Source organism: Bradyrhizobium sp. BEA-2-5 (assembly GCF_032918025.1).
GTDB classification, from domain to species: Bacteria; Pseudomonadota; Alphaproteobacteria; order Rhizobiales; family Xanthobacteraceae; genus Bradyrhizobium; species Bradyrhizobium pachyrhizi.
The window spans coordinates 6907545-6930041 of the sequence record NZ_CP136629.1 but is presented as its reverse complement, the minus strand read 5'-3'; the positions used below and the strand labels follow the sequence as shown (position 1 = coordinate 6930041).

19 protein-coding genes and 5 pseudogenes are annotated in these 22497 nt (G+C 59.8%); 6 read left to right on the top strand and 18 right to left on the bottom strand.

Annotated elements, in window-relative coordinates:
- Positions 1-111: 111 nt before the first annotated feature.
- The 11 genes and pseudogenes from RX327_RS32405 to RX327_RS32360 all read right to left on the bottom strand — a co-directional run bounded on the left by RX327_RS32405 (position 112) and on the right by RX327_RS32360 (position 10366).
- A complete protein-coding gene (locus tag RX327_RS32405) occupies positions 112-303 on the bottom strand; it encodes a hypothetical protein (RefSeq protein ID WP_317251454.1) in 192 nt (63 codons plus the stop codon).
- A pseudogene (locus tag RX327_RS32400) lies at positions 263-1291 on the bottom strand (IS481 family transposase). The gene RX327_RS32405 and the pseudogene RX327_RS32400 overlap by 41 nt, the downstream one beginning before the upstream one ends.
- A gap of 67 nt (positions 1292-1358) precedes the next feature.
- A complete protein-coding gene (locus RX327_RS32395; RefSeq protein ID WP_317251368.1) occupies positions 1359-1592 on the bottom strand; it encodes a DUF938 domain-containing protein in 234 nt (77 codons plus the stop codon).
- Positions 1593-2148: 556 nt separating this feature from the next.
- Positions 2149-3078: a TauD/TfdA family dioxygenase gene (locus tag RX327_RS32390; RefSeq protein ID WP_317248276.1), complete on the bottom strand. Its 930-nt coding sequence runs from the start codon at positions 3076-3078 to the stop codon at positions 2149-2151.
- Between the two features lie 303 nt (positions 3079-3381).
- The gene (locus RX327_RS32385) at positions 3382-3681 is read right to left on the bottom strand and encodes an AMP-binding enzyme (RefSeq protein ID WP_317248275.1); all 300 of its coding nucleotides are present in this window, start codon (positions 3679-3681) and stop codon (positions 3382-3384) included.
- Complete coding sequence (locus RX327_RS32380) at positions 3678-4256, bottom strand: AMP-binding protein (RefSeq protein WP_317248274.1); 579 nt, start codon at positions 4254-4256, stop codon at positions 3678-3680. Before RX327_RS32380 ends, RX327_RS32385 begins: the two co-directional genes overlap by 4 nt.
- A 697-nt stretch (positions 4257-4953) precedes the next feature.
- Positions 4954-6095, bottom strand: a pseudogene (locus RX327_RS32375) (FAD-dependent oxidoreductase).
- A 978-nt stretch (positions 6096-7073) separates the two neighbouring features.
- Positions 7074-7466: a Rieske (2Fe-2S) protein gene (locus tag RX327_RS32370; RefSeq protein WP_317248272.1), complete on the bottom strand. Its 393-nt coding sequence runs from the start codon at positions 7464-7466 to the stop codon at positions 7074-7076.
- Positions 7463-7621, bottom strand: coding sequence for a hypothetical protein (locus RX327_RS39375; protein ID WP_410712210.1), 159 nt, complete (start codon positions 7619-7621; stop codon positions 7463-7465). Before RX327_RS39375 ends, RX327_RS32370 begins: the two co-directional genes overlap by 4 nt.
- Before the next feature lie 72 nt (positions 7622-7693).
- Positions 7694-8799: pseudogene (locus RX327_RS32365) on the bottom strand (IS630 family transposase).
- A 515-nt stretch (positions 8800-9314) separates the two neighbouring features.
- Positions 9315-10366, bottom strand: a pseudogene (locus tag RX327_RS32360) (IS5 family transposase).
- 1174 nt (positions 10367-11540) lie between these two features.
- Between RX327_RS32360 and RX327_RS32355 the strand changes: the two are divergent.
- Entirely contained in the window at positions 11541-12041 is a 501-nt protein-coding gene (locus RX327_RS32355) for a hypothetical protein (RefSeq protein WP_317248271.1), read from the top strand.
- A 184-nt stretch (positions 12042-12225) separates the two neighbouring features.
- Entirely contained in the window at positions 12226-13518 is a 1293-nt protein-coding gene (locus RX327_RS32350) for an NAD(P)/FAD-dependent oxidoreductase (RefSeq protein WP_317248270.1), read from the top strand.
- A 1228-nt stretch (positions 13519-14746) separates the two neighbouring features.
- Here RX327_RS32350 and RX327_RS32345 read toward each other — a convergent pair.
- The 6 genes and pseudogenes from RX327_RS32345 to RX327_RS39370 all read right to left on the bottom strand — a co-directional run.
- Positions 14747-14947, bottom strand: coding sequence for an IS66 family transposase (locus tag RX327_RS32345; RefSeq protein WP_317248269.1), 201 nt, complete (start codon positions 14945-14947; stop codon positions 14747-14749).
- Between the two features lie 130 nt (positions 14948-15077).
- Positions 15078-15203, bottom strand: coding sequence for an IS66 family transposase zinc-finger binding domain-containing protein (locus RX327_RS32340; protein WP_317248268.1), 126 nt, complete (start codon positions 15201-15203; stop codon positions 15078-15080).
- Complete coding sequence (locus RX327_RS32335) at positions 15184-15537, bottom strand: hypothetical protein (protein ID WP_317248267.1); 354 nt, start codon at positions 15535-15537, stop codon at positions 15184-15186. Before RX327_RS32335 ends, RX327_RS32340 begins: the two co-directional genes overlap by 20 nt.
- A gap of 34 nt (positions 15538-15571) precedes the next feature.
- On the bottom strand, positions 15572-15745 hold the full coding sequence (locus tag RX327_RS32330; RefSeq protein WP_317248266.1) for a hypothetical protein: 174 nt from the start codon (positions 15743-15745) through the stop codon (positions 15572-15574).
- Positions 15746-15855: 110 nt separating this feature from the next.
- Positions 15856-17082 (bottom strand): group II intron reverse transcriptase/maturase, encoded by a 1227-nt coding sequence (gene ltrA / locus RX327_RS32325; protein ID WP_128929739.1) that lies wholly within the window; start codon positions 17080-17082, stop codon positions 15856-15858.
- 611 nt (positions 17083-17693) lie between these two features.
- Positions 17694-17795 (bottom strand): annotated as a pseudogene (locus RX327_RS39370) (IS66 family insertion sequence element accessory protein TnpB); the annotation flags it as partial.
- 187 nt (positions 17796-17982) lie between these two features.
- Here RX327_RS39370 and RX327_RS32320 point away from each other — a divergent pair.
- Genes RX327_RS32320 through RX327_RS32310 form a run of 3 tightly spaced genes read left to right on the top strand, consistent with a single transcriptional unit; the run spans position 17983 to position 21142 of the window.
- Positions 17983-19224 (top strand): tyrosine-type recombinase/integrase, encoded by a 1242-nt coding sequence (locus RX327_RS32320; protein WP_317248196.1) that lies wholly within the window; start codon positions 17983-17985, stop codon positions 19222-19224.
- Complete coding sequence (locus RX327_RS32315; RefSeq protein WP_317248197.1) at positions 19218-20132, top strand: tyrosine-type recombinase/integrase; 915 nt, start codon at positions 19218-19220, stop codon at positions 20130-20132. The genes RX327_RS32320 and RX327_RS32315 overlap by 7 nt, the downstream gene beginning before the upstream one ends.
- A complete protein-coding gene (locus RX327_RS32310) occupies positions 20129-21142 on the top strand; it encodes a tyrosine-type recombinase/integrase (RefSeq protein ID WP_317248265.1) in 1014 nt (337 codons plus the stop codon). Before RX327_RS32315 ends, RX327_RS32310 begins: the two co-directional genes overlap by 4 nt.
- Before the next feature lie 127 nt (positions 21143-21269).
- Here RX327_RS32310 and RX327_RS32305 read toward each other — a convergent pair whose 3' ends face one another.
- Positions 21270-21401: a hypothetical protein gene (locus tag RX327_RS32305; protein WP_317248264.1), complete on the bottom strand. Its 132-nt coding sequence runs from the start codon at positions 21399-21401 to the stop codon at positions 21270-21272.
- Between the two features lie 666 nt (positions 21402-22067).
- Between RX327_RS32305 and RX327_RS32300 the strand changes: the two genes are divergently transcribed.
- A complete protein-coding gene (locus tag RX327_RS32300) occupies positions 22068-22364 on the top strand; it encodes a hypothetical protein (RefSeq protein WP_317248263.1) in 297 nt (98 codons plus the stop codon).
- Positions 22365-22497: the final 133 nt, after the last annotated feature.

The window sequence follows — 22497 nt, the reverse complement described above, 5'->3', positions numbered from 1 at the left end:
TTGACCAGCAACGGACAAGGGGATCGCTATCTGCGTCGGAAGGCCGCGCTAACCACCGCAACATGAGTTAGATGCGTTTCGCTGCCGCACTTGCTGAGCTGGACCGATCACTCACAGGAACTGAACGCTCATGATTTCTTCAGGTTTGAAGCCATCCACCGACATGCTCCTATTTTGTTTCAGACGAAAGGGATGGAAACGAGTCTCTGCCAGCGCCTCAGAATGTGCATGGCCGAAGTCGCATCGCCAGCGTACCAACCCGCTAACATGAGCAGCTTTGTAGGCGTACCCGCGAAGCTTCATCGATCAACCTCGCTTTCCGCGGTATCCTGTTTAGTCCCGGCATTTTCTGGAGCGGGTTGAGTTTGAATCGTTCTGGCTGGGAAGTCCAGCATTTGCAGATGTATTCGTAAGGTGTGAGGCCCTTCAGGGTCTTCAACCGCCGAGCGTAGTTGTAGGCGTTGATGAAGTCGGCAAGGTGAGCTTCGAGCTGATCGTGTCGATCGTAATGGCAGCGTTGGACGGTCGCTTCCTTGATCGTGCGGTTCATGCGCTCGACCTGGCCATTGGTTCAGGGATGCTTGATCTTAGTCAGCCGATGCTCGATGCCATTCTCTTGGCAGCGCATATCAAACATATGCGTCACGTATCTTGCCGTCGGACCATCCGCGTAACGCGGCGGGAAAGTGAACTGAATCCCATTGTCGGTGAGAACCGTGTGGATCTTGTAGGGGACGGCCACAATCAGAGCTTCGAGGAAGGCCGAGGCTGAGGTTCTTCCCGTCTTGCTGACCAATTGCACGAAGGCGAATTTACTGGTGCGATCGATCGCGACGTAGAGGTAGAGCTTGCCTTCAGCGGTCTGGAGCTCAGCGATGTCGATGTGGAAATAGCCGATCGGATAAGCCTTGAACTTTTTCTTCGAAGGCTTGCTGCCTTCGACCTCCGGCAATCGGCTGATGCCGTGGCGCTGGAGGCAGCGATGCAGAGATGATCGCGTCAGATGCGGGATGGTCGGCTGGAGCGCATAGAGGCAATCGTCAAGCGGCAGTAGCGTATGCCGTCGGAAAGCGACGATGACTGCCTCCTCCTCGATGGAAAGGGTAGTCGACTTGGCTTCCTTTGGGCCAGTCGGAAGATCAGCGACGGTGTCGCGCTGCTTCCACTTCGCGACAGTCTTCTGGTTGATCCCGTAGCGCTTGGCGAGCGCTCTCAGGCTCTCTTGACTATTTTGTATTGCTCGACGGACCGCCTCCGTCGTGGTGGCGCAGCCGTGTAAAACTTGTCCCATAGCGCATCCTTCGAATCGTGCGATAAGGATGCACCATCAAAGCTTGGGACAAAACACCTAGAGCTGCTCACCGGCATCCGGCCAGGTTGACGGGATCAATCAGAGCGGGATCAGCACTGTTATTGTTATCGCCTTCGAGGCGCTTCCTTTTGATGGTCTCGAAAGCACTTTGGTCGTAATCGGAAGGCTGAAACCGAACGGTCGGAAAATGCGGCGCGAGGTAGTTGATATGTGATCCGGCACCCGTCGCTACTTCGAGCGCGTCACCCTTCGAAGGAAAGAGCTCTTCGAATACTTTCAGGATCGCGTCCTTGTTGCGGTTGCCGGCCCAGGCGACGTAAGGCCGAGCGGATACGGATCGATATTGGGTCTATCGTCGGACAATCGCGTACTCCTTGCTTCTATAGCGAAAGACATGGCTCGGGCTCGTCTCTCAGGGCAAGTTGGAGCGCGTGCCAGGCTCGGCCTGCCCGCCACGGTCGGCCTAAAGGGACCTATGGAGCCTTATCGGCGTCGGCTGTGCGTCGGAGCGAAAGCGTGTCGCAATTGACCAGAGGAGAATCGTCCTGATGGACGAGCCCTTCCCGGTGGTCGACGTTCACACGCCTGCTGATGTACCGAATCCTGCTTGAGCTTGGGCAGCCCCTTTCCGAAAAGGGGCCCCTAACCGCAGATCCGTACGTACGGCGGAATTTAGTCTGTTCCAAGGTAGTCCAAGGCGGCTGACGAGGTCGGCGGCGGCGACTAAAGTCGAATCTTACTTCGCCGTGCGCGCCGCTTACTGTGGATTTAGAAAGCAGCGAACGTCCGCCAAGGTAGAAGCTGCACAAGTGAACTTTCCGTGGATTCGAGTGGGGCTAGGTGGCCTCCATGGGCGGCTGCTTGGTGACCTTGAGGCGCGTCACACTGCTCCGGCCGTCGACGCTAACTGGTACATCACCATCGATGGTGGCGCGGCGGACGACGCGGTGCTGATCGCCATAATCGTTGACGGCGTAGTGCTGGGTTGCCCGGTTGTCCCAGATCGCGAGGTCACCGGCCTGCCAGGTCCAGCGTACGGTGTTCTCGGGCGCGGTGATGTGGGACTGGAAAAGCTCGAACAGCTTCTGGCCATCACGTTTGCCAATGTCAACAAAGCGCTGCACCACATCGCCGAGCACCAGCGCACGTTCACCGGTCTCGGGAAGTACGCGTACGATGGGATGCTCGGTCTCAAAGATGGTTCTGGTAAAGACCTCATCAAAATGCTTCTTGTCGATTTCGCGGACACGAGCCTTTCCGGCGTATTCGAAGCCGTTGGTATGGACTGCCCAAAGTTCATCGGCTAGCCGCTGCAGCGGCAGCGGCAAATCCAGGTAAGCAGCCGTAGTGTTCGACCAGACGGTATCTCCACCAAAAGGTGGGATCACGATGGCTCGCAGCACCGAAATTTTGGGATAGGCAGCGATGAACGTCCCATCGGCGTGCCACACATCAGCCCGGCTACCTCCGCGGGCTGAATCGAATTCGATGATTGACGTCGTTCCCTCTATACTATCGATTGTCGGATGCGGTACTAGCTTTCCCAAACGAATACCAAAGCGTTCCTGCTCCGCGTCGTCGAGATGATCCTGATCGCGGAAGAAGATCACCTTGTGGACGAGTAGCAAGCTATTGATTGCAGCAATTGTGTGGCTCGGCAAATCGCCCGAGAGCTTGATATTCCTGATTTCAGCACCGATGCGCGCGGCGCGTTTCACGACGTCGCTACACGGAATGATACGATCGATCAAAGCTGCTTCGCTCATGGTAGTACCTTCAAAGCTTCGGGGTTCTCAGTCGAACAACTTTATTCATATGATGCGAATAGGTGAGCGCCACATGCTCTCAGCTCTAAATCGCTGTTGCTGAGGCTAAAGCAATGACCATGCCAGTGCTGATAAGCACACCAAACGCCTGACCATGCTTTAAAAATTCTGGCCTTTTGTGCGCACTGTGTTCTAAACCTGACAGGACATTTATGCCGATGTCAGCATTTCACCAGCTTGCGCGGCCAATACGTGTCGGCCGGCTGGCTGGTTCAACGGATGCGGGGAACCACTCGGCGATCGCTAGGCCTTTACTGAAATGAAGGCTAGCTCCTGCTTCGCTCGATCTCGGAGAAGAATGCGTTGCACTTTGCCCGAGGCAGTCATCGGGAAGGCATCGACTGGTACGACATAGTGCCGAATCTTGAAACTGGCAATCTTACCCCTGCAGCGGGCTTTCACGTCCTCGACCAAACATTCCATGCCTGGCTTGAGCACGACATAGGCGCAGGGCACTTCGATCAAACGGGGGGCAGGGACGCCGACCATCGCGATCTGCTCGATCGACGGTTCCAGGGACATGGCGATGTCGTCGACCTTCACCTCTGCGGCGCCCCCTCGAGCTCATGGGCCGAGGCCCGTCCGGCATCGTCGAGGAAGCGCCCAGACTGCGGTCCGCCGTTCGGCGTATCGCTTATGATGACGATGTGGGCTAAATGCGGGAAGGAGTCCGTGCGCTCGAAATGCTTACCGTCGAATCCGGGAAGTCCGGCCTTCAGGATATCGACATGTCCGAGGGAACCGGAGCGCTCGACGACGAACAGCAATTTGCACTCAGCGAGGCGAAGCGCATAGGCGACGTCATGTTCACGATAGCGGGTGTTCATCGGGGCTGCGATCGCGCCGATCCGCGCGGGGGTCGCATACGGCGCGATCGTGAATTCGATCCGGTTCGTGACCCACAGGCCGACGACCTCTCCCTTGCTCACGTCGCGTGCCAGCAGTGCGCGCGCCGCACGGTCGATCTCGGCGTTGAGTTCGCCGAAGGTCAGCCGACATTCCCGAAGGTGATCGGAGTTTCCTTGTCGCAGCGCTCGGCCGCGGCCCGCGGCAGGTTGCCAAATCTCGATGCCATGGGGGATATGTATTCCGCTCCCTCGACAAACCCGCTTGGTCATTAGTGGTGATCGGTTTCTCGCCGCGCAGGTCCGGTTGGCGTCGGGCGAGGCCTACGGCGATCGCGATCGTCCAGCCCAAAACCGGCAAGCGACGTCTCGCCCGGAAAACCGATTCTTGATCAACCGCTTGGATGGTTCTTCACGGACGACGGCTCAGAGTCGCGCTCAAATGTTGCATCAATGGGATCAGCGTACGGGCACTGATGCGCGGCAGATCGGCGGCGTTCGGGCGAGGCGTGATCGGCGTCTCGACAAGATCCGTCGACGCGATCCGAACTGCCCGCGGCCGGCCGTCCGGCAGCGCGACAACGACGTAGGCGGGACCGCCCCCGACCGCTCCTTCAGCACCTCAAGCCGGTGCCCAAAAAGAAAATGATGCGGGTCAGTGATCGTGACGTGAGACACGACCCGTTCCAAAATAGGGGCACTCTGTTGTGTTTGGCGACTATGACGCTCGCCGTCATTGATCGCCCGTTCACCACGCCAACATGCCCCCGGACCGCCTCACGCTGACACACACGGCATGACTATTATGGCCGCCATGGTTGAACAGACGTTTTTCTTGGACCCTGAGACCTAAAAGACATGAGAGCCGTCCTATAATTGAACATCACATCCACATCGGCAGGCAGGGTCTCGTCGTCACCCTCGATCACAGACCTAGTCGAGGTTCGCGCCCTCGCGCTCGCCGACGAGATTAACGTTGATTACGACCCTCGCGGAACCAGCAAAGCAAGCTGTGGACGATCATAACCGCGCCTTCGCGACGGTGAGGTAAAGCTACGGCCCGTCGATCAGGTGACCGACAACTCCTCACGGCCACAGCCGCAGCGGCGAATTGCTTGAAGTCTGCGCCAGTGTCGACGATCATTGCCTTGGGTACCGACAAGCCAGCAGACAAGATACGCCCTCCAAACACGTGATCGCTAGGCTTGTTGACGCTTTCAACCGCGATCAGCTCGATCTCCCCTGTAAAGGAAAACCGAGAACGCGCCGCTCGCCACGCAGCACCGCGCTGTCGGGATCAACGGTCAGTCCGGCGATCTGCAGGTGGGCGCCGCCCTGATCGAACCAGAACCACGGCAGGCTGCGGTAAGGCGCGGGCGATCCGGTCAGCCCGACGGTGCTTGGTCGATCGCGTTCTGCACAAATTCCAGCCGTACGAGGCCGCTGCGGAACGGGTTCGGATGAGCGGCGCAGTCCGCGATCGCAGAGATTGCGGGATCGCTGGTGCGCATCAACCACGATCCCATCGTTTACCTCGAGCCTGGCGGCGGCCGCCAGCGCGTCGTTGGGCAACACGCCGACCGCCATCATGATCGCCTCCGTGTTGATCGTCGTGCTGTCGGCGAGCGCGACCACCTCACGAGCCGCATCTTTGCCGACCGATCGGATAGCATTGCGAAACCGCAAGCGGACCCCGGCCTTGGTGTGAAACTGGCGGAAGTAATCACTTATCACCGGCGACAGCACGCGGCCAATCAGCCGATCGGAGGTTTCGATCACATCGACTTCGATCTTGTGGCTTCGCAGCAGAGAAGCCACCTCAAAGCCAATGAAGCCGCGCCCGGCGATGGTGATGTGGCGAATTCGACAAGCCGCGCCGCGAGGTTGTGGGCATGGGCAAGCGTGCGAAATTCCAGTGACGTGCGAACGTCGAAGCCCGGAATGGCCGGCACTCGGCTGCGCGCACCCGTGGCGAGCATGAGATGTCGCAAGGAGAGGTGTGCCGCCGGTCAGCACAACAATGCGGGCGTCGCAATCGATGCGCTCGGCAACCGTCCCGACGCGTAGCGCGATCGAATTGGCAGCATAGAAATTCTCCGCGCGCAGTAGCATCGCGGCCCCGCTCGCCGGATCGATGCCCTTCGATAGGCGGCCCCTGATAGGGCAGAGCCAACTCTTCGCCGATGGGGATCACGGAGCCTGCGAAGCTGTGCTGTCGCAACGATACTGCTAACTCGACGGCCGCTTGTTCACTGCCGACGATAATGACGCGTTCCAGCCGCCTTCGGCTGACTGCAGCATCTTCGCTCCGGTCCGCATTGTTGCTCACCTTCTGTGTTCCTAGCTAACCCATTTTGTTGTTCGGCGCGAGATAGTACTCTGTCGCGTTATCATTTTGCTTCCGCATTATCCTCATTGGTGTAGGCTTGCGCCAAACCAACGGTGCTGATGAGACATTCAATTTAGATGCCAATCAGTAATAGGAGTTGCGCTACATTTTTTTCTTTTCGCATCAAATCATGGAACACATGTTGCCGACGGGCGAGTGGCCCTGCAGAATTAATCGACTTTTGCTACAGGCTTCTTCCAAGGAACGCCCGGCCGGACTCGCGACTCGTCAGCGATGGAGTCCTGCCAACGCCTGGATACGCAGGCCGACAGAAAACGTTCGCGGGTGGCGGGCGGAATCCGACCGTCGCCAGGACCCGAGCTCCGTCGTCGACGATCAGCTCTTCCGCTCCGTTGTGTTCAAGTTGGATTAGGTTGCCGTTGCCGTCGACAGTAACGAGCACCTCGCCGCCGGCGTCCTCGTTATCAATCCGCCACCAGCGCCACGCCAAAAACAATTCGTTCGGCCAAGCCAGCATCGCCAGCGCTCGACCTTTCTAAACACCTCAAGGCCGAGTTCTTTCTCGACCGCCCCGTCGGCACTTTGTACGAGCTTAGCAAGGTAGGCAGTCCTGCCGGCGCGCCCCTCAGCATCGATCTGGGTCTCGACGAATGACCACGAACATGAACACCCCCAATGGCAATAGTCGATACGGCACTCAGCCGGCGGCGAGGCTCACGCGAACCTCCCGTCGACGACGTTCACTTGGCATTTGCGTAGGCGAATCTCCTTTGGCGCGAGCAGCGACCCGTGGCCAGATCGAACTCGAGCCCGTGCCACGGGCAGATGAGGACCTCCCCATCCCGGCTCCAGTGGAATTTCCAACCCGTCGTGGCGTTATAGCTCATCTCGCCGCCCACCGGACCAGCACACACTGGGCCGTATTGATGTGGGCAAACAGTGATCAGGGCATGCAGATCGCCATTGACGTTGAACACCCCAACTTCCTGCGAGCCAACTTGAACGATCTTGTGCGCACCGGGCGGAAATTCGCTTGCCGGCCCGACTGGATATTCGACTGGCGTCCGAGCCGACCAGAGCGCCTTCGTCTCGGGCTCGGCGGCGTGCCCGGCCACCTCGTGATTGTCGCTCATGCTCGCTGTTTCTCCTTGTTCGTGAGACTCTCGGGCATCGGGAGCTTGAAGAGGCTGAGCGCGTTCTCACCCATGATCTTGCTGCGCTGCTCCGGCGTCAGCGGCAGCCGCGCTAGGCTCCGCGGATGATCGAAGTCGTGGTGTGGCCAGTCCAAGGCGAACAATGTGCGGTCAGCGCCGCCATATCCTCACGCACGGTCTGCTCGGCAGCCGCTAGTCACGTGAATCTAAAGTTCGCCGCATAAAGTCTGCTGGGCTTTGTGGCAGAAGCGTTTGACGGAAGCCAAGATCTGGTCTGCAGACTTGGTCCATTTGAAGGGCCTCGGGTTATTGTTGTGCAGTTCGATGAAGGTACGGATGTCGGCCTCGAGCTGTCTGACGGAGGTGTGAACACCTCGCTGGATCTGCTTTCTGGTGAGTTCAGCGAACCAGCGCTCGTTCTGATTGATCCATGACGCGGAAGTCGGCGTAAAGTGGACATGGTTGTGCGGCCGGCGAGCGAGCCACGCCTTGATCTTAGGTGTCTTGTGGGTGGCGTAGTTGTCCATGACGATGTGGACCGCAAGCCCCTCGGGGATTTGAGCGTCGATTTCCTTGAGGAACTTCAAGAACTCGACCGCCCGATGACGCTTGTAGCATTTGCCAATGACAAAGCCGGAAGCGACATCGAGCGCGGCAAACAGTGTGGTCGTGCCATGTCGCACATAACTGTGCGTGCGACGTTCTGGCATCCCAGGCATCATCGGCAAGACCGGCTGCTCGCGATCGAGTGCCAGGATCTGGCTTTCTCATCAACGCTGAGGACAACGGCTCGGTTCGGTGGGGATAGATAAAGGCCGACAATGTACCTTGTCGACGAACAGTGGATCGCTCGACAACTTGAATGTCTGGCTACGGTGCGGTTGCAAGCTGAACGCCGACCACATTCGGCGGATCGTGGTGTGGGAAAAGCCAGTTTCCGCAGCCATCGAGCGGATCAACCAGTGCGTCGCGTCGGCCGGCGTCGTACGCAATGTCCGCTCGATTACCTCAGCAACCTGATCGTCGTCGATGGTGCGAGGGCGGCTCGGGCGGGCTTCATCAAGCAGGCCATCACAGCGATCCTTCTAAAAAAACCGACGGCGCCACTTGCCAACGGTGTGTTCATGGATGCCGAGTTCAGCAGCCACAGACTTGCTTGGCAGGCCATCCGCACATCGCAGGATCGCGCGGCATCGCTCAGATAGCACCGCGCGACACGATGACGACGAACTTGCCTCTCTAGGTACGTGCGCTCCTGCGGACTGAGCACTAACGGCGCGATCGGCCGGCCTCTCACACCTGCATTCCCCACAAGCGCTCTCCTCTACAAAGATTCGAGCCATCAACTAATGTGATGAACTTGCGTTCCAGATGACTAGCGCCTGGGCCACGAATTGTCCGCCGAAGACGTAGCCCCAGTTCAGATCCGCGCCGCGGCCGCGGAACCGGTTTTTCGCGACAGGTTCGAGCTCGAGAATGTCTAGCACGTGCTTCAGTGATGCGGCTGAATCACTTCGCCGGATCATGTAAATCGGAAGCCTTATGGAAATGAGTTTGAGGGGCCAGCGAGGTAGCTAAAGAAGCGAGCTTCGATACTCTTTCGATCGTAGCATGGGGAGATACACGACTGGTCGTCCACCAGCGCACGACTTTGCAGTCACGCCCGAATAAAAGCGTTTAGGACTCTTTCTAGGAATCGAAGTTCCACCGTCGAGCTGGCGCGAGTAAGAAGGGCGGCAATCCGGCCTCGGCGCGCTCCATGAGTAGGTAGTTCTGGATGAAGGACATTTGCTTCCGATACTTCTTGCAAACGACTCTGGATCGCGCTCATTGGTGGTGGGCCAGCGCATTAGGTAAAGGCCATCCGACGCGATCACGGCCACGGAAGCGGGTTTTCTCTTGCCCCGCGATCGTCTTGATCCAGCCGAATGCCTCCTCGATCCGCTTGCGGATGCGCTGACTGACAGCATAGCCGCCGTGCCGGGTCGTTCGCCCGTCAATCGTAGAGCGGCGGCCGCTGGTGTTCTGTGCCATATGCGGCGTCACTTTCACCGAGCGCCGCTCGTTGACGAAGTCTTCCGACATCGTAGGCTTTCGGCGCCAAGCGTGATCGTTGTCGGCAGGTCGGCGCTAGGCTCGATCATGTGCGGCGCGGCCACCCGCTCGGCATGCCCGTCGGCCTGCGACAGGCAGGCGTCGATCAGCAGGCCATGGCGGTTCTCCAACAGCCCGTGGCCGATGAAGCACAGCTTCGTCTCCTTGCCTTTGCCCTCGCGATACAGCCTTGCGTCTGGCTCGGTGGTCGAAGCATGGGTGTCATTCGAGCGTTTCTGGCCGTGGAAGTCCGCATCGGCATTGAGGCCGCCGCCTTACGTCAGCGGCTCGCCGGAGCCGTCCTTCGGCTTGACGCTCTTCATCGAGGCCCAAACCTCGATCAGCGTGCCATCGACCGAGAGTGATCGCTCGACAGAAGCTTCTTCACTTTGGGCTGCGCCAGCACCGCCGCCAGGAACTCGCCGCGATGTCGCCTTCCAGCAGCCGGTCGCCGTTGTTCGAGAACACCGAATGATCCCAGGCCGCGTCATCGACGCCGATTCCGACGAACCAGCGAAACAGCAGGTCGTATTCCAGCCGCTCTTCACAAGCCGTTCCGCGCGGATCAAATAAAACGCCTGCAACAGCGTCGCCCGCAGCAGCTTCACCGGCGGGATCGACAGCCGCCCAATCGGCGAATAGAGCTCGGCAAACTCGCGCTCCAGCGCCGCCAGCGCCTCGTTCACGATCGTCCGGATCGCTCGCAGCGGATGATCACGCAGCACCCGCACCTCCAGATCAACGTAGCTAAACAGCTTGCCCGTTCGATTGTCGCCGCCGCGCACCCACCACCTCCGAATCTCATCGGAGCCAATGAATCATGCTCGCCGGTGGCCGACGAGTGCCTTTTTCAACAGCCTGCTAGAACGGTTCGCAGGCCTCTGGTGTCTGGGTGGCGACAAGACGGCGGTGCTTATCGTGGCCACAGCACTGATGCCGGGGGTACACTGCCCTCGGAGGCGCGCATCATTCTGCCTGAGCGTCGGTAGCAGATTAGCGCCTTTAGCGGGACGTGCCCGCCTTGTACCGATTTGCATGCGTATTTCTTAGTATGCGCCTCCTCAGCAGAAGCTTTTGATTTTCTTCATACCTTTACCAGCGTTATTGCGCATCAGCTCAGCTTCCTTGCGCAATTTGATGACGAACGTTCGTCCTCTGGCTTTCGGCGGCCCATGATTGATGGCCGTGCAGCCGACGGCAGCTTCGGTTTTTTTTAAGTTGGCAGAGGCGAGCGCTTAACCCTATTTGACCCCCTGACCAATTTAGCGCACTAACGCCGGATGCGCAGCAAAACACACCTTTTGGAAAGGCCCGGATTCGCGGCGGTACCGACATCGGACCGCAATGCCTGTCGGCGGTTACGTCCGTTCCGTCTGAGCTGCGCAGCGGAAGGAAATTGAGTATGTCAAGACCAGCACATAACATCGGCCCCTTTGATCACGTCGCCCGATCCTGATACCGCGATGGCCACGGTCGTTGAAATTCTTCGAAGGAAGCCCTCGAATACCGAATTTCAGCGTGAGCACGCCGCTCATTGCATTACTCAATCTTTGTAATGGTCGTAGAAGCGTACCGAACGCAACCCTTGTTTGACCCGCAAAAGTGGAAAACCGCATGACTTGCGATGCGTGGGCCCAGGCCTACAAACATTCTGGGATGATCGTCTCCGAAGTGGTGGACAAAGAAAAGCCAGCATACGTAGAGCTCGTTGCCCTTGCGGCCAAGGCCCACTGACGTCTACGACTTCGAGCCACGCCGCGCAGACGCGATGTTCCGCACGGTCTTCGCGATCTATGTTGGAGAGGGCCTGATCCATGGCACAGCAACTGCGGATAGCTCGAGCTGGTGGCGCGGCTTGGCGCCGATCATGTGATCCTGCAGCCGGACGTCCGCCCACAGCGGCTCGCAGGCTGTATTCCGCTGCTGGAAGGCTGGCGCCGCCTTTTTGAATAGGCCGGCGTGGCCGTGCATGTCGAAACACATGGCGACCGTATGACGACGGACCTGTTCTTCATATTGCAGCTCCTTGACCGCTTTCCGGACCTGCGACTGACGGCCGATCTCTCGCATTTTTTTGGCGGCCGAGAATTCGCTTGGCCTGTCGACGACGTCAACCATGCGCTGATTCATCGCATTCTCGACAATGCCTGGGGCGTGCTCGGCCGTATCGCCAGCCGCGAGCAGGTGCAGATCTCTCTGGGCTTTCCGCGGCACCAGGGCTGGATGGAGTTATTCACGAGTTCGTGGGCGTACAGCATCCCGTCCTGGAGGAGGCGCGCCGGGCCGGATGCGATACTGACATTCCTCTGCAAGCTCGGGCCGCCATCCTACGCCATCACTGGTTCCGATGGCAGAGAACTCTTTGACCGCTGGCGCGAGGCGCTGGTGATGAAGGACATGATCCGGGCGTTGTGGAATCAGATCGCTGATGAGCCGGGAAGCGGACCGAACGTCAGTTGATGTAGGAAGCCCGAAGCAAGGGTTGAGCGGTTCTGCAGGGGCAACTTACCCGAAGCAACAATGTTCCATCATTGGTTCGAGAAGGACGAATGTGGCTAGATGATCATAAGGAGCAATCATAAAGCCACTAATCGTTATTTCGAGCCGACCAACGAAATAGGCCAGTGAGGAGGACAACAAAAAAGTGAGCAACGATACGGATCGCGTTAAAGGGGCTGCCTTCAGCCGAGCGAGGGCCGAACGGATCGTTATCGTCGGCAGCGGACAAGCGGCCGTCGAATTGGCAGCATCATTGCGGCAGCGCCGCTTCGCAGGTTCCGTGATCCTCGTAGGCGACGAGCCGGATCTGCCCTATCAGAGGCCGCCGCTGTCGAAAGACTTCCATCCGGCAAGCAGGGCCGTGATGCCGCTGCGCGCGGAGAGTTTCTACGCCGCTAATTCGATCGAGCTACGCCTCGGGGTGGTTGCCCAGCGCATCGACCGTGACGCCTGCGTTGTAGTGTTGGCTGACGGCACACCTCTCCCATACGACCATCTCGTCCTAGCTACGGGCGCGCGCAACAGAGTGCCGGCCATTCCGGGGCTCAATCTCGGCACGTCGTTGGAATTGCGCACGCTTGTCCACGCCCGCAATCTCGCAACGCGGCTTGTCGAACTTCGCCACGTCACCATCGTTGGTGGCGGCTTTATCGGTCTCGAGCTCGCCTGTCTACTCCGCGGTCGCGATATCGAGGTCGACGTGATCGAAGCCGGGGACCGGCTGATGGGGCGCATGCTGTCGCCGGTCATGAGCGATTACTTTCGCCAGTTTCACACCAAGGCCGGGCTCCGCTTGCGCTTTCGCAACACTGTCCGATCGGTAGGCAGGGATCCGGCGCGCGAGGTGGTCACGCTTGCTGACGGCCCGACGATTAATACGGATGCGATCGTCATGGCAGTCGGCGTTCTGCCCAACAACGCGCTGGCGCGCGCCGCAGGGCTCAAGGTCGACAACGGGATCGTAGTCGATGCGCAGCTGCGTACCGACGATCCCACAATCTCTGCGATCGGCGACTGCGCCGCTTATCCGAACCCGTTCAGCGGCGGGCTCGTGCGATTGGAATCTGTTCAGAACGCGATCGATCAGGCGCGCTGCGTCGCAGCGCGGCTGACCGGATCACCGGCGCCTTACCGGAGCCTCCCGTGGTTCTGGTCCAATCAGGGTAGCGCCCGGCTACAGATTGCCGGACTGGCCGGTGACGGGGACCGGCCGGTGCTGCGTGGCGATCCGAAGAGTGGCGAATTCTCGGTTTTCCTCTACAGGGGAGAGCGGCTGATCGCGGTAGAGAGCGTCAACAAGCCTAGCGATCACATGTTTGCGCGGCGCATCCTGTCGGCCGGGCTGTCAGTACCGAGGTCAATGGCCACCGATATCGGCGTAGACCTCAGGGGATTGGCCGGTGCAGCTGCAGTGGCCGAGTCCACTCCGATCTCCTGACCAAGGCGCGAGCGGCGGGATGTTCGAATCTGCTGTGCCCGCTCATCCGAAAGACCATTTCGCCAATTTAGTACAACGGCGATGGCGACAGCTATGCCGCGTAAGGAGGTCTCTCTGAACGCCTTGCGGGATGAGATCGTCGTCCGTGAACAAGCGCCCCAGCTATTGAGCTGGAGCCGGTTTTTGGCACGGCCGGCGGTTTTGAGATCGCAAGCTTTCGGGAATTGAGGCGTCGAAAGCTTGCAAATGCATTGTCAAAAATTCCCTCGAATCAGCAGTCGTGATTCCGTAGTCGCAGCGGAGGGGACGTTGCGGCCGAAGAAGCCCGAGACGACAGCGGGAAGGCGATCTGTTTCGCGCCAAAGCTCGATCACATCATCAATCTGAAGCGCGAGCTGGTGCAGCTCGGCGAGAAGCTCGACTGGCGCTGAATCGATCGCGAGAACGCGCCGCTATGAAGCCGTCTGCGAGCGCCGGGTCTATGACCCGTATTTCCGTGTGCCTCGTAGCTGGTTGTCGATGGCTTTCGAGAACCGCGTAAATCTGGCGACATCGGGCGCGCGGCGCGATTGAGCGAAAAGCTCTTACGGATGGCGGAAGGCAGTGTTGCCCCAACGATGGGCTGGTAGCCGAGGCGAGGCGCGGAGCTAGCCCCGGGGTTGCGCAGCGCCCCTCGGCGGATAGGAAGGGTCGCTGAAGAGACTAACAGGCGCGGCGCCGTCGTACCTTGCAGAGTGAAGCCGGAGCCGCGCCTGTACCCAGTCCACCAGCGGTCTGCGTGATCGACAGACGGCGGATTGCTTGGCGGCAGTATAGCGGCCATCGCGCATCCGTCGAGCCTCACGTCGACCTCGTCTTCGGCGTTTGCCGGGAGCCGCCGATGCAGGCTGCGGGGCGCTTGTTCCTGCGTGCCCGTTGCCGGGGCCCAGGTGCTGATCTGTGGCCGCTGCGACCGCGGTCAGCGCTATTGCACAGCTGCGTGTTCCAGGACGATGCGGCGGGCGGGCGTGCGCGACGCCGGCCGGCGCTATCAACGCACCCGTCGCGGCCGCCATCTGCATGCGGCTCGCGCCCGACGTTATCCGCTCGGGTATCCCCGACCGTTAGCTTCAACGCTCACGACCACGCCTCTTAAGCGAAGCCGCTTGAAGTGATTTGAGACCTACTCCTGAAGGTCGATCCCGAGGGGCCTACCCTCATCGCTGCCGCAGCTTGTGCGCACAGATTGTCAGATCACCGCGATCATCCTTTCTGTGTGCTTCTGCAGAACACTGTCATCGCCGTGCAGCCGCTCGGCGGCGAGGACATGGCGCTCAATCAGAGCATGAAGCGGCTGCAGGCCCGCCGTACAGGCGCCAACCTGATCGGCCAGCGTCGAGAGGCTCAGGTCGATACCCTCCCGCCGGTAGCGCTCGCTCTGCCGGTTCAAAAGGCTGATGCTGGCCGAACTTCTCGAATAGGATCATGGCCAATAGATTGGGGCCGGCAAAGCCGCGCGGCGTCACGTGGAAGGACGCGGGCGGCTGGGTGATCGTCTCGCAGTCCTGGCACGAGACTTCTCACGCACTTGTCTGGATCACCTTCCACTGCCGCGGAATGATCTCTGGCGTCTCGGTGATATCTTCGCCCAGCTTTGATGGCTTCGACGAGCCGCAGCAGGGGCAGCTATCCGACGCGGCGACCACGACCCGCTCGCGCGGCAGATGATCGGGGAACGGTTGCGCGACGGGCGCTTGCGCTGGAAGGGCTTGAAGGTCTGTGTCTGAGCCGCCGCCCACTCAGCTGCCAGTTTGTCTTCGGTTGCGGTTGCTTCCAACTCTTCGAGCTGAAGCTCATCTGCTCCAGCAACCGTGCCTTGCGCTCCGAGCGGCTGCCGTAGATCTGGCGACACAGCTTCTCGATCTCGAGCTTGAGGTAACTGATCAGTGCTTCGGCCGCCTTCGCGCTGGCGGCTTCCGCTTTGGCACTCGCCGCAACCGCCTCCGCTTCGAGCCGCGCGGCCCGTTCGGCGATGATCATCGCATGCGCGGCAGCAAGATCGGTGGGGAGCGATTCAGGACGAGTCACGAAGCGATGGAATCACATCCATCGCCAGCCGCAAACTAAAAGCTTCAGCCAACCGACGTTGCCGCCAGGTTTCCTGTGGGTGTCGCCCGTCAATGCCGGACAACAGATAACCGAGCTGTGCCGATGAGATCGCCACCACGCCGTCGGGGGGCTCGGCCACAACAACCGGTCCCTCTCAAGTCTCTTAGTGAACAGGCATGCTCCCTGGCCATGGTGAGTCGGCCCCGGGAGTTGCACCCGGAGCCGCTCTCCGAACCGTACGTGACGCTCTCACGTCATACGGCTCTCAACAAGTAACGAAGCAGAACCTAACATCGTCCAATGAGCGAACAGCTTCGGCCTACGGCAGCGGATCAGCCTGAGCCTGGTGGAGGCCCTGACTTTTCCATTCTTCAGCCCTTTGTATTTGCGTCGCGCCCAGCGGTTTAGAGATTCGTCGACGTATCGATACAGGTTATGCATTTCTGACCGCCCATATCTGCCGTAGTACTGCATCCATCCACGAAGGACGGGGTTCAGTTCCAAGGCGATTGCGTCGATTTCCGTCTGCGAGCGAAGCCTGAGCCGGAGCTGCCGGATCGTCATCCGCATAGACTTCATTGCCGCCCTGCTGACCGCTGGCGAGAACGTACAGAAGTTTTCTTTCTTCTGATGGTTTCTTGCCCTGCGCGGTCGAAAGGTAAATCCCAGAAAGTCAAATGACTGACTGGCATGGCTACCCGGGCGATTGCTATCTTTGCAGTAGACGATCTTGGTCTTGTCGGGATGCATTTCGAGTTCGCATTCCCTGAACCTCGCCTGCAGCGCCGCCTTGATGGCTTCCGCTTCAGCCTTGGTTCGGCAATGTACGAGCCCGTCGTCCGCGTATCGACACCACGGTGACTGCGGGAAGTTTCGCGCCATCCATATATCGAACGCATAATGCAAGAACAAATTGGCAAGGACGGGACTGATCACGCCGCCTTGGGGTGTACCCCGGTCGCGAGCGGTGATCGCTCCGTCTTTGCCTTGCATCGGCGCTGTTAGCCAGCGTTCGATGTAGAGCAGAGCCCATTCGTCTTGCACATGCTTCCTGACGGCTTTCATAAGCAACTGGTGGCTGATATTGTCGAACAGGCCTTTGATGTCGAACTCCAGCACCCAGTCCATCTTCCAGCACCGTTGCCGGGTGATGCCGACGGCGTCCAGCGCGGCTTTTCCGGGCCGGTAGCCGTAGGAATCGGGAAGGAAGATTTTCTCGAGTACTTGTTCAATCTGAAGCTTGACGACCGTCTGCGCCACGCGATCTGCTACTGTCGGCACGCCTAGAATGCGTTGTCCGCCGTTCTTCTTGGGAATGGGGACAGCCCGAACGGCAGGTGGAAAGTAGCTGCCAGAAGACATTCGATTCCAGACCTTGTAAAGGTTGCCCTTGAAGTCCTTCTCAAAAGCTTCGAGCGATACCTTATCCACGCCGGCCGCGCCCGCATTGGCTTTGACCAGTTTGTAGGCCTTCATCACTGTCTGCTTGTCGATATCGTACTGCTTACGTCCGGTTACACTCACATGTCCTCCTGCTCATCACAGTTGCATATGGGCGCAACCCACTTGTTTCGGCCCCTTCGCTCCAGTTCCATTACAGCACCTTCATCACTACTACGAGCCGATCCGCCCCAGTGTTGTGCTTCGGTACTCTCGTCTCGCGGTGTGTGCCGCTTGAACTTCTCCCTTGGCATCACAACGACTGGTTCCTGCAGTTCTCTACAAGAGCCTGTATCCAGATCGCGTCCCCTAAACGCCGGTCGCCATCCGCGCAGTAATCCAGGCGTCTCACGGATTGATCTCAGGGATGGCACGCGCCCCTGATTTTGGCGACGCCTTAGTAATTTTCGACGCGTCATCGGAAGATTTGCTTTCGCTCGCCTTCTGGATACTTACCTGCCCCGTAAACCCGGGACTTTTGCAACACTTGCTGATGACCGCGCCTTTTAAACGAAGCCACAGTGTCGTGGTTTTGCACCTGCGCCTGGAACGCCGATGCAGGAGGGCCGTCCTCCATCTCTCATAAAGCTGTACGCATCAAATTCGGTTATTCACCTCCTTCATGCTCTGCAGCACACCGTGCCAGATCACTTCGGCAGATTGCCGCGACGCTCACGGAAGCAAAACAGATGGCCGCTGAGCGGATCGCGTTGCAGAATCCCCTGCGCCTGCAAGGCTAGCGACGGAAAGCCCTTCCTCTTATGTGCTGCAGCACATAAGCGGAATTATGTGGAGCACATGATTATGCAGAGTTGGCTGTAAGCTGATCGCAGTTTTTCCTTGCTATCAACAGTTTACACCGAAGCCGGAGGGTTCTGACTCAACATAATTCGAGGTTTCCCTCGCTGTCTTAATGGCAACGAGAGGATGCCGCCGATGGCCAAGCCAAAGCAAAGTCGCTGCATTTGTCAGCGCAGCATGGATGCGGGCGAACTCGCCCCGCTGGTAACGGAGTTTGTGGCCGATCTAGGGGCGCAGGGACATTCCTGCCTGACAGTGGGCGGCTACGAGGCTTCTGCTCGTCACTTCGCCTGCTGGCTCGTGAAGGCAGAACTCGCGATCGGCAATATTGATGATGGTGTCCTGCATCGTTTCGCGCGACATCGTTGCCGTTGTCCCGGCATTCGACGACTAAACCGCGTGTCAGCAAAGTATGTGAGGCGGGCGCGCAGGTTTGTCGAGTTCTTGGCAAAGCGCGGGATTGTGCAGCGTGCAGCGCACGTCGCGCCACCGGCTCCCAATCGACAGGTATGCGAGTTCCAGGAGTGGCTGCGACGGCATCGCGGCATCTCGGACCGGACGATCAATCGGCACGGTCGCATGGTCATGCGGATGCTGCCGGCGCTTGGAAGCATGCCAGGACGATACAACGCTGATCTCATCCGCGCGGTGATTGTCGCGGAGACGAAGCGAGCCTCAATGGCCTACGTCAAGACGATGGCCATGGCGTTGAGAGGTTACCTGCGTTTTCTCAGTGCGTGCGGCCTCTGCCGAGCAGGGCTCGACCACGCCGTGCCGATCATTCCGCAGTGGCGTTTGTCGGCGCTACCGCGCTACATCGATTCCACCGATGTAGATCGCCTGATCGCGACGTGCGATTCGGCCACGCCGTCCAGCCTTCGGGATCGGGCCATTCTGCTCCTTTTAGCGCGCCTGGGCTTGCGAGCCGGCGATATCGTCATGCTTTGCCTCGAAGATATCGATTGGCAACAGGCAACGCTCTCGGTGTGTGGCAAGGGTCGTCGCGAGACAAGGCTTCCGTTACCCCAGGATGCGGGCGACGCCGTGCTCGACTATTTGGATCGTGGCCGATCTCGAGCTGTCTGCGACCGACTGTTTCTGACGTCGAAAGCACCATTCCAGCCGCTCAGCGGATCAACCGTTTCCAGTGTTGTCCGACGAGCGCTCGACAGGGCCGGCATCGCCGCGCCCTCGAAGGGCACCAATCTGCTCCGGCACTCGGCGGCGACTGCCATGCTGCGGGGCGGCGCGACGCTCGACATGGTCGGAACTGTGCTCCGACATCGGTCGCCCGATATGACCGCGCACTACGCCAAGGTCGACATTCTCATGCTGCAGCAGATCGCGCAGCCGTGGCCGGGAGAAGCGCGATGTTGAGCCAAGATCTTGCCAGATACGTAGACCTGCAGCGCTCACTGGGATTCAAGTTCCGCATCCAGCATATCCTGCTTAGGGGCTTCGTCGCCTTCGCCGAGGAGCACGGCGACGGGCACGTCAAGAACGCCCGCGCGCTCGCTTGGGCTGCCCGCGCCCCGTCACCGGAACAGCGCCGCAACCGCCTGCTCACCGTGCGGCGGTTTGCTCTGGCCATGCACGCGGAAGATGGACGTCACGAAGTTCCTGCACCGGATGCGCTCGGGAACGCCGTCGTCAGACGACGATCACCTTACATCTACACGCCGAACGAGATCGATGAGTTGATCCGGGCTGCGGCCGCTCTCCGACCTGCTGGGTCGATGCGGCCGCTCACCTATGTGACCTTGCTTGGCCTGCTCGCTGCAACCGGCATGCGTATCTCGGAAGCATTGGCGCTACAGCTCGATGACGTCACGGTTGACGGCCTTCTGATCCGGCAGACGAAGTTCCAGAAGAACTGGCTGTTGCCGCTGCATGCAACGACGGAGCGGGCGCTCGACAGATATCTGGCGGCTCGCGCGAAGCTTGGGTGTAGGAACCTCGCGCTCTTCGTGTCCGGCCCCGGCGGGCAGCTCCCTTACAACACCGTGAAGGGCGTCTTCCTTCAGTTGCTCACGTCAGCGGGCCTGGAAGGCGTGTCCTCCCCGAGGAAGCCGCGCATCCACGACCTGCGCCACACCTTCGCCGTCCGCTCGCTAGAACAGTGCCAGCATGATCGCGACGCGGTCGCCCGCCATATCGTGGCGCTCAGCACCTACCTTGGCCACGCGCATGTGACCGACACCTACTGGTATCTGCAGGCGACACCAATCCTGATGAAGCAAATCGCCAGAGATGGCGAGGCCTTGCTCGTTGGAGGTGACGCATGACCACGCTCGCCCCGCACTTGACCAGTTTCCTGCGCGAGCACCTGCCAAGGGAGCGCAATGCCAGCCCCCACACATGTGAGGCCTATGCGCACAGCTTCCAGCTCCTCGTATGCTTCGCTGCAGACAGGCTGAAGGTTCGACCATCGCAGCTTGAGATCGAGCGGCTCGATGCTCCGCTCATCCTGTCGTTCCTCGAGCATCTGGAGCGCAAGCGCGGCAACTCGGCGCGGACGCGCAACGCCCGGCTAGCTGCGATCAACGCGTTCTTCCGGTTCCTGGAGTACAGGCTGCCATCATGCCTCGATCAGGCGCGCCGGATTCATGCCATTCCGATGAAGAAGGCCGACCAAGCACTCGTCAGCTATCTCATCCGCGACGAGCTGCAGGCTCTGCTCGATGCCCCAGATCCGCGCACCGCTTCCGGCGTGCGGGATCGAGCCATGCTGCACCTTGCCTTCGCCGCGGGCCTGCGCGTGTCAGAGCTGGTCAGCCTTCGCATCGATCAGATCGACCGTCATAGCCTGTCCAGCGTGCACATCATCGGGAAGGGCCGTCGCGAGCGTGTCCTGCCGCTCTGGAAGGAGACCGCTATCGTCTTGAAGGCTTGGCTCAAGGTACGCCCTGAGAGCAGCGATCCGGCATTGTTTGTAAACGCCAAGGCACAAGCAATGACCCGCTCCGGCTTCGAGTATCTCCTCGCCAAGCACGTCGCCACCGCAGCACGGAGAGAGCCGTCCATCGCCGGCAAGCGGGTGACGCCGCACGTTCTGCGTCACACCTGTGCGATGCATACGCTGCGGGCGACCCGTGACGTTCGAAAGGTCTCACTTTGGCTCGGACACGCGAGCCTGCAAAGCACGGAGGTCTACCTGCGAGCCGATCCGACCGAGAAACTGGAAGCGCTGGCCGCGATGGCGCCGCCCATGCTGAAACCCGGCCGCTTCCGTGCCTCGGACAAACTCTTGGCGATGCTCAGGACGGTCGGCCGCCCGTCCAATTATGCGGAGTGAACGCGCCCAGAGAACCGCGGCGGGCGGCCTCCACCGCCGCGGACTCCACATAATCATGTGCTCCACATAATTCCGCATATCGGTGTAGCCGGTCGCAAGCCACACCGCATGCCGGACGGAAGCGGGATCATTGCTGTCGCCCATCCGCCAGCGACGCCACCGCGGCCTTCAGCGTCGCCGCATCGACCGTGCCCGTGATCCGCATCCGAGCCCCGGCCGCAAACTCGATCTCGATGACGCCGCAGCTGCCCGAGGACACCCTTGACGCTTGCTGTTCCGGCGCAACGCAGACCGCTGCAAACGGGACTTCATCGTCCGCTCGATCCGGCGGCTTGGCACCACCCGCAAAGGCCCCCTCGGCGTGCCTGCCGGCGCCAAAACCGTGAGCAGATTGGGGTGAACATCATGCCGGCGCGCAACATCGACAACACTGCCCGCGCGCCAAACTCTCCTCGACGATCCGAAGCATCTTGGCAGCGGCCACCGCCGTCGCCGCTCCGGACCGGATAGAATCGTAACCGTCGTCACGTTTGCTCATTTGCTTGCAAATTAATGAGCAAACCATCTCATGCTAGAACACGATCCTGAAGACGGTCCTCGCGGGACGCTCACTTACGTTCGCGACCTCTGGTTTGAACGCGTGGTGAAGGGCCGGTTGCGCGGCGAAGCCCGACTGGTGCGCTACATCCGACTTTGTAATCTGTTTCCAATATCGATCGAAGGCCATTCGCGTACTTGATGCCTTGCGGCTACGGTTGGGGAAGTTCCGACCAAGACCAAGTTGGTCGAGTTTGGTCGGTTCGCGCAAAAGACACGCTGGCAAACGCGGCAGGAACCGCCCCCGAAACTATCTACTTCCTGGGTCTGACGCTGTATTGAACGCGAAGCCGAAAAGATAACTTCAAGGTTGGGATGCGGCGCAGCCTTGCGTCAAGAGCTCATGCAGCGAATACCACATCAAACAATCAGTGAACAGGTCGGCGAAATCAACGCCGTCCTTCGCGGCCACTATGCTTACTACGGCGTCGCCGGAAATCTGCGGAGCCTCGTAAAACTCTATCGGGTCGTCGAGCGTTACTGGCGCATGATGTTGTGTAGCCGCAGCTGGGCAGGACGTCGCCTCACTTGGGACGCCTTCCACCAAATCAAAGAGCGAACACCGTTGCTGAAACCAAAACTGCGCCTCCCATACGGGAAGCTGCAGGCTCTAGCAGCGCTGTGAACCAATTGCCGAAGAGCGTAGTGCGGTAAATCCGCACGCTACGTTCTGTGGGAGCGAGAGGCGGGCGACGGTGAGCGACCAGCAATGGTCGCCCTTACCGCGATACCCGACCTGTTACGCACGGATTTCTGAC

Bases quoted from the DNA above. Each gene is read 5' to 3' on its own strand.
- RX327_RS32405 (WP_317251454.1), bottom strand. From the start codon at position 303: ATGAAGCTTCGCGGGTACGCCTACAAAGCTGCTCATGTTAGCGGGTTG.
- RX327_RS32390 (WP_317248276.1), bottom strand. From the start codon at position 3,078: ATGAGCGAAGCAGCTTTGATCGATCGTATCATTCCGTGTAGCGACGTC.
- RX327_RS32380 (WP_317248274.1), bottom strand. From the start codon at position 4,256: ATGACCAAGCGGGTTTGTCGAGGGAGCGGAATACATATCCCCCATGGC.
- RX327_RS32370 (WP_317248272.1), bottom strand. From the start codon at position 7,466: ATGAGCGACAATCACGAGGTGGCCGGGCACGCCGCCGAGCCCGAGACG.
- RX327_RS32335 (WP_317248267.1), bottom strand. From the start codon at position 15,537: ATGATCATCGCCGAACGGGCCGCGCGGCTCGAAGCGGAGGCGGTTGCG.
- ltrA (WP_128929739.1), bottom strand. From the start codon at position 17,082: ATGAAGGCCTACAAACTGGTCAAAGCCAATGCGGGCGCGGCCGGCGTG.
- RX327_RS32320 (WP_317248196.1), top strand. From the start codon at position 17,983: ATGGCCAAGCCAAAGCAAAGTCGCTGCATTTGTCAGCGCAGCATGGAT.
- RX327_RS32315 (WP_317248197.1), top strand. From the start codon at position 19,218: ATGTTGAGCCAAGATCTTGCCAGATACGTAGACCTGCAGCGCTCACTG.
- RX327_RS32310 (WP_317248265.1), top strand. From the start codon at position 20,129: ATGACCACGCTCGCCCCGCACTTGACCAGTTTCCTGCGCGAGCACCTG.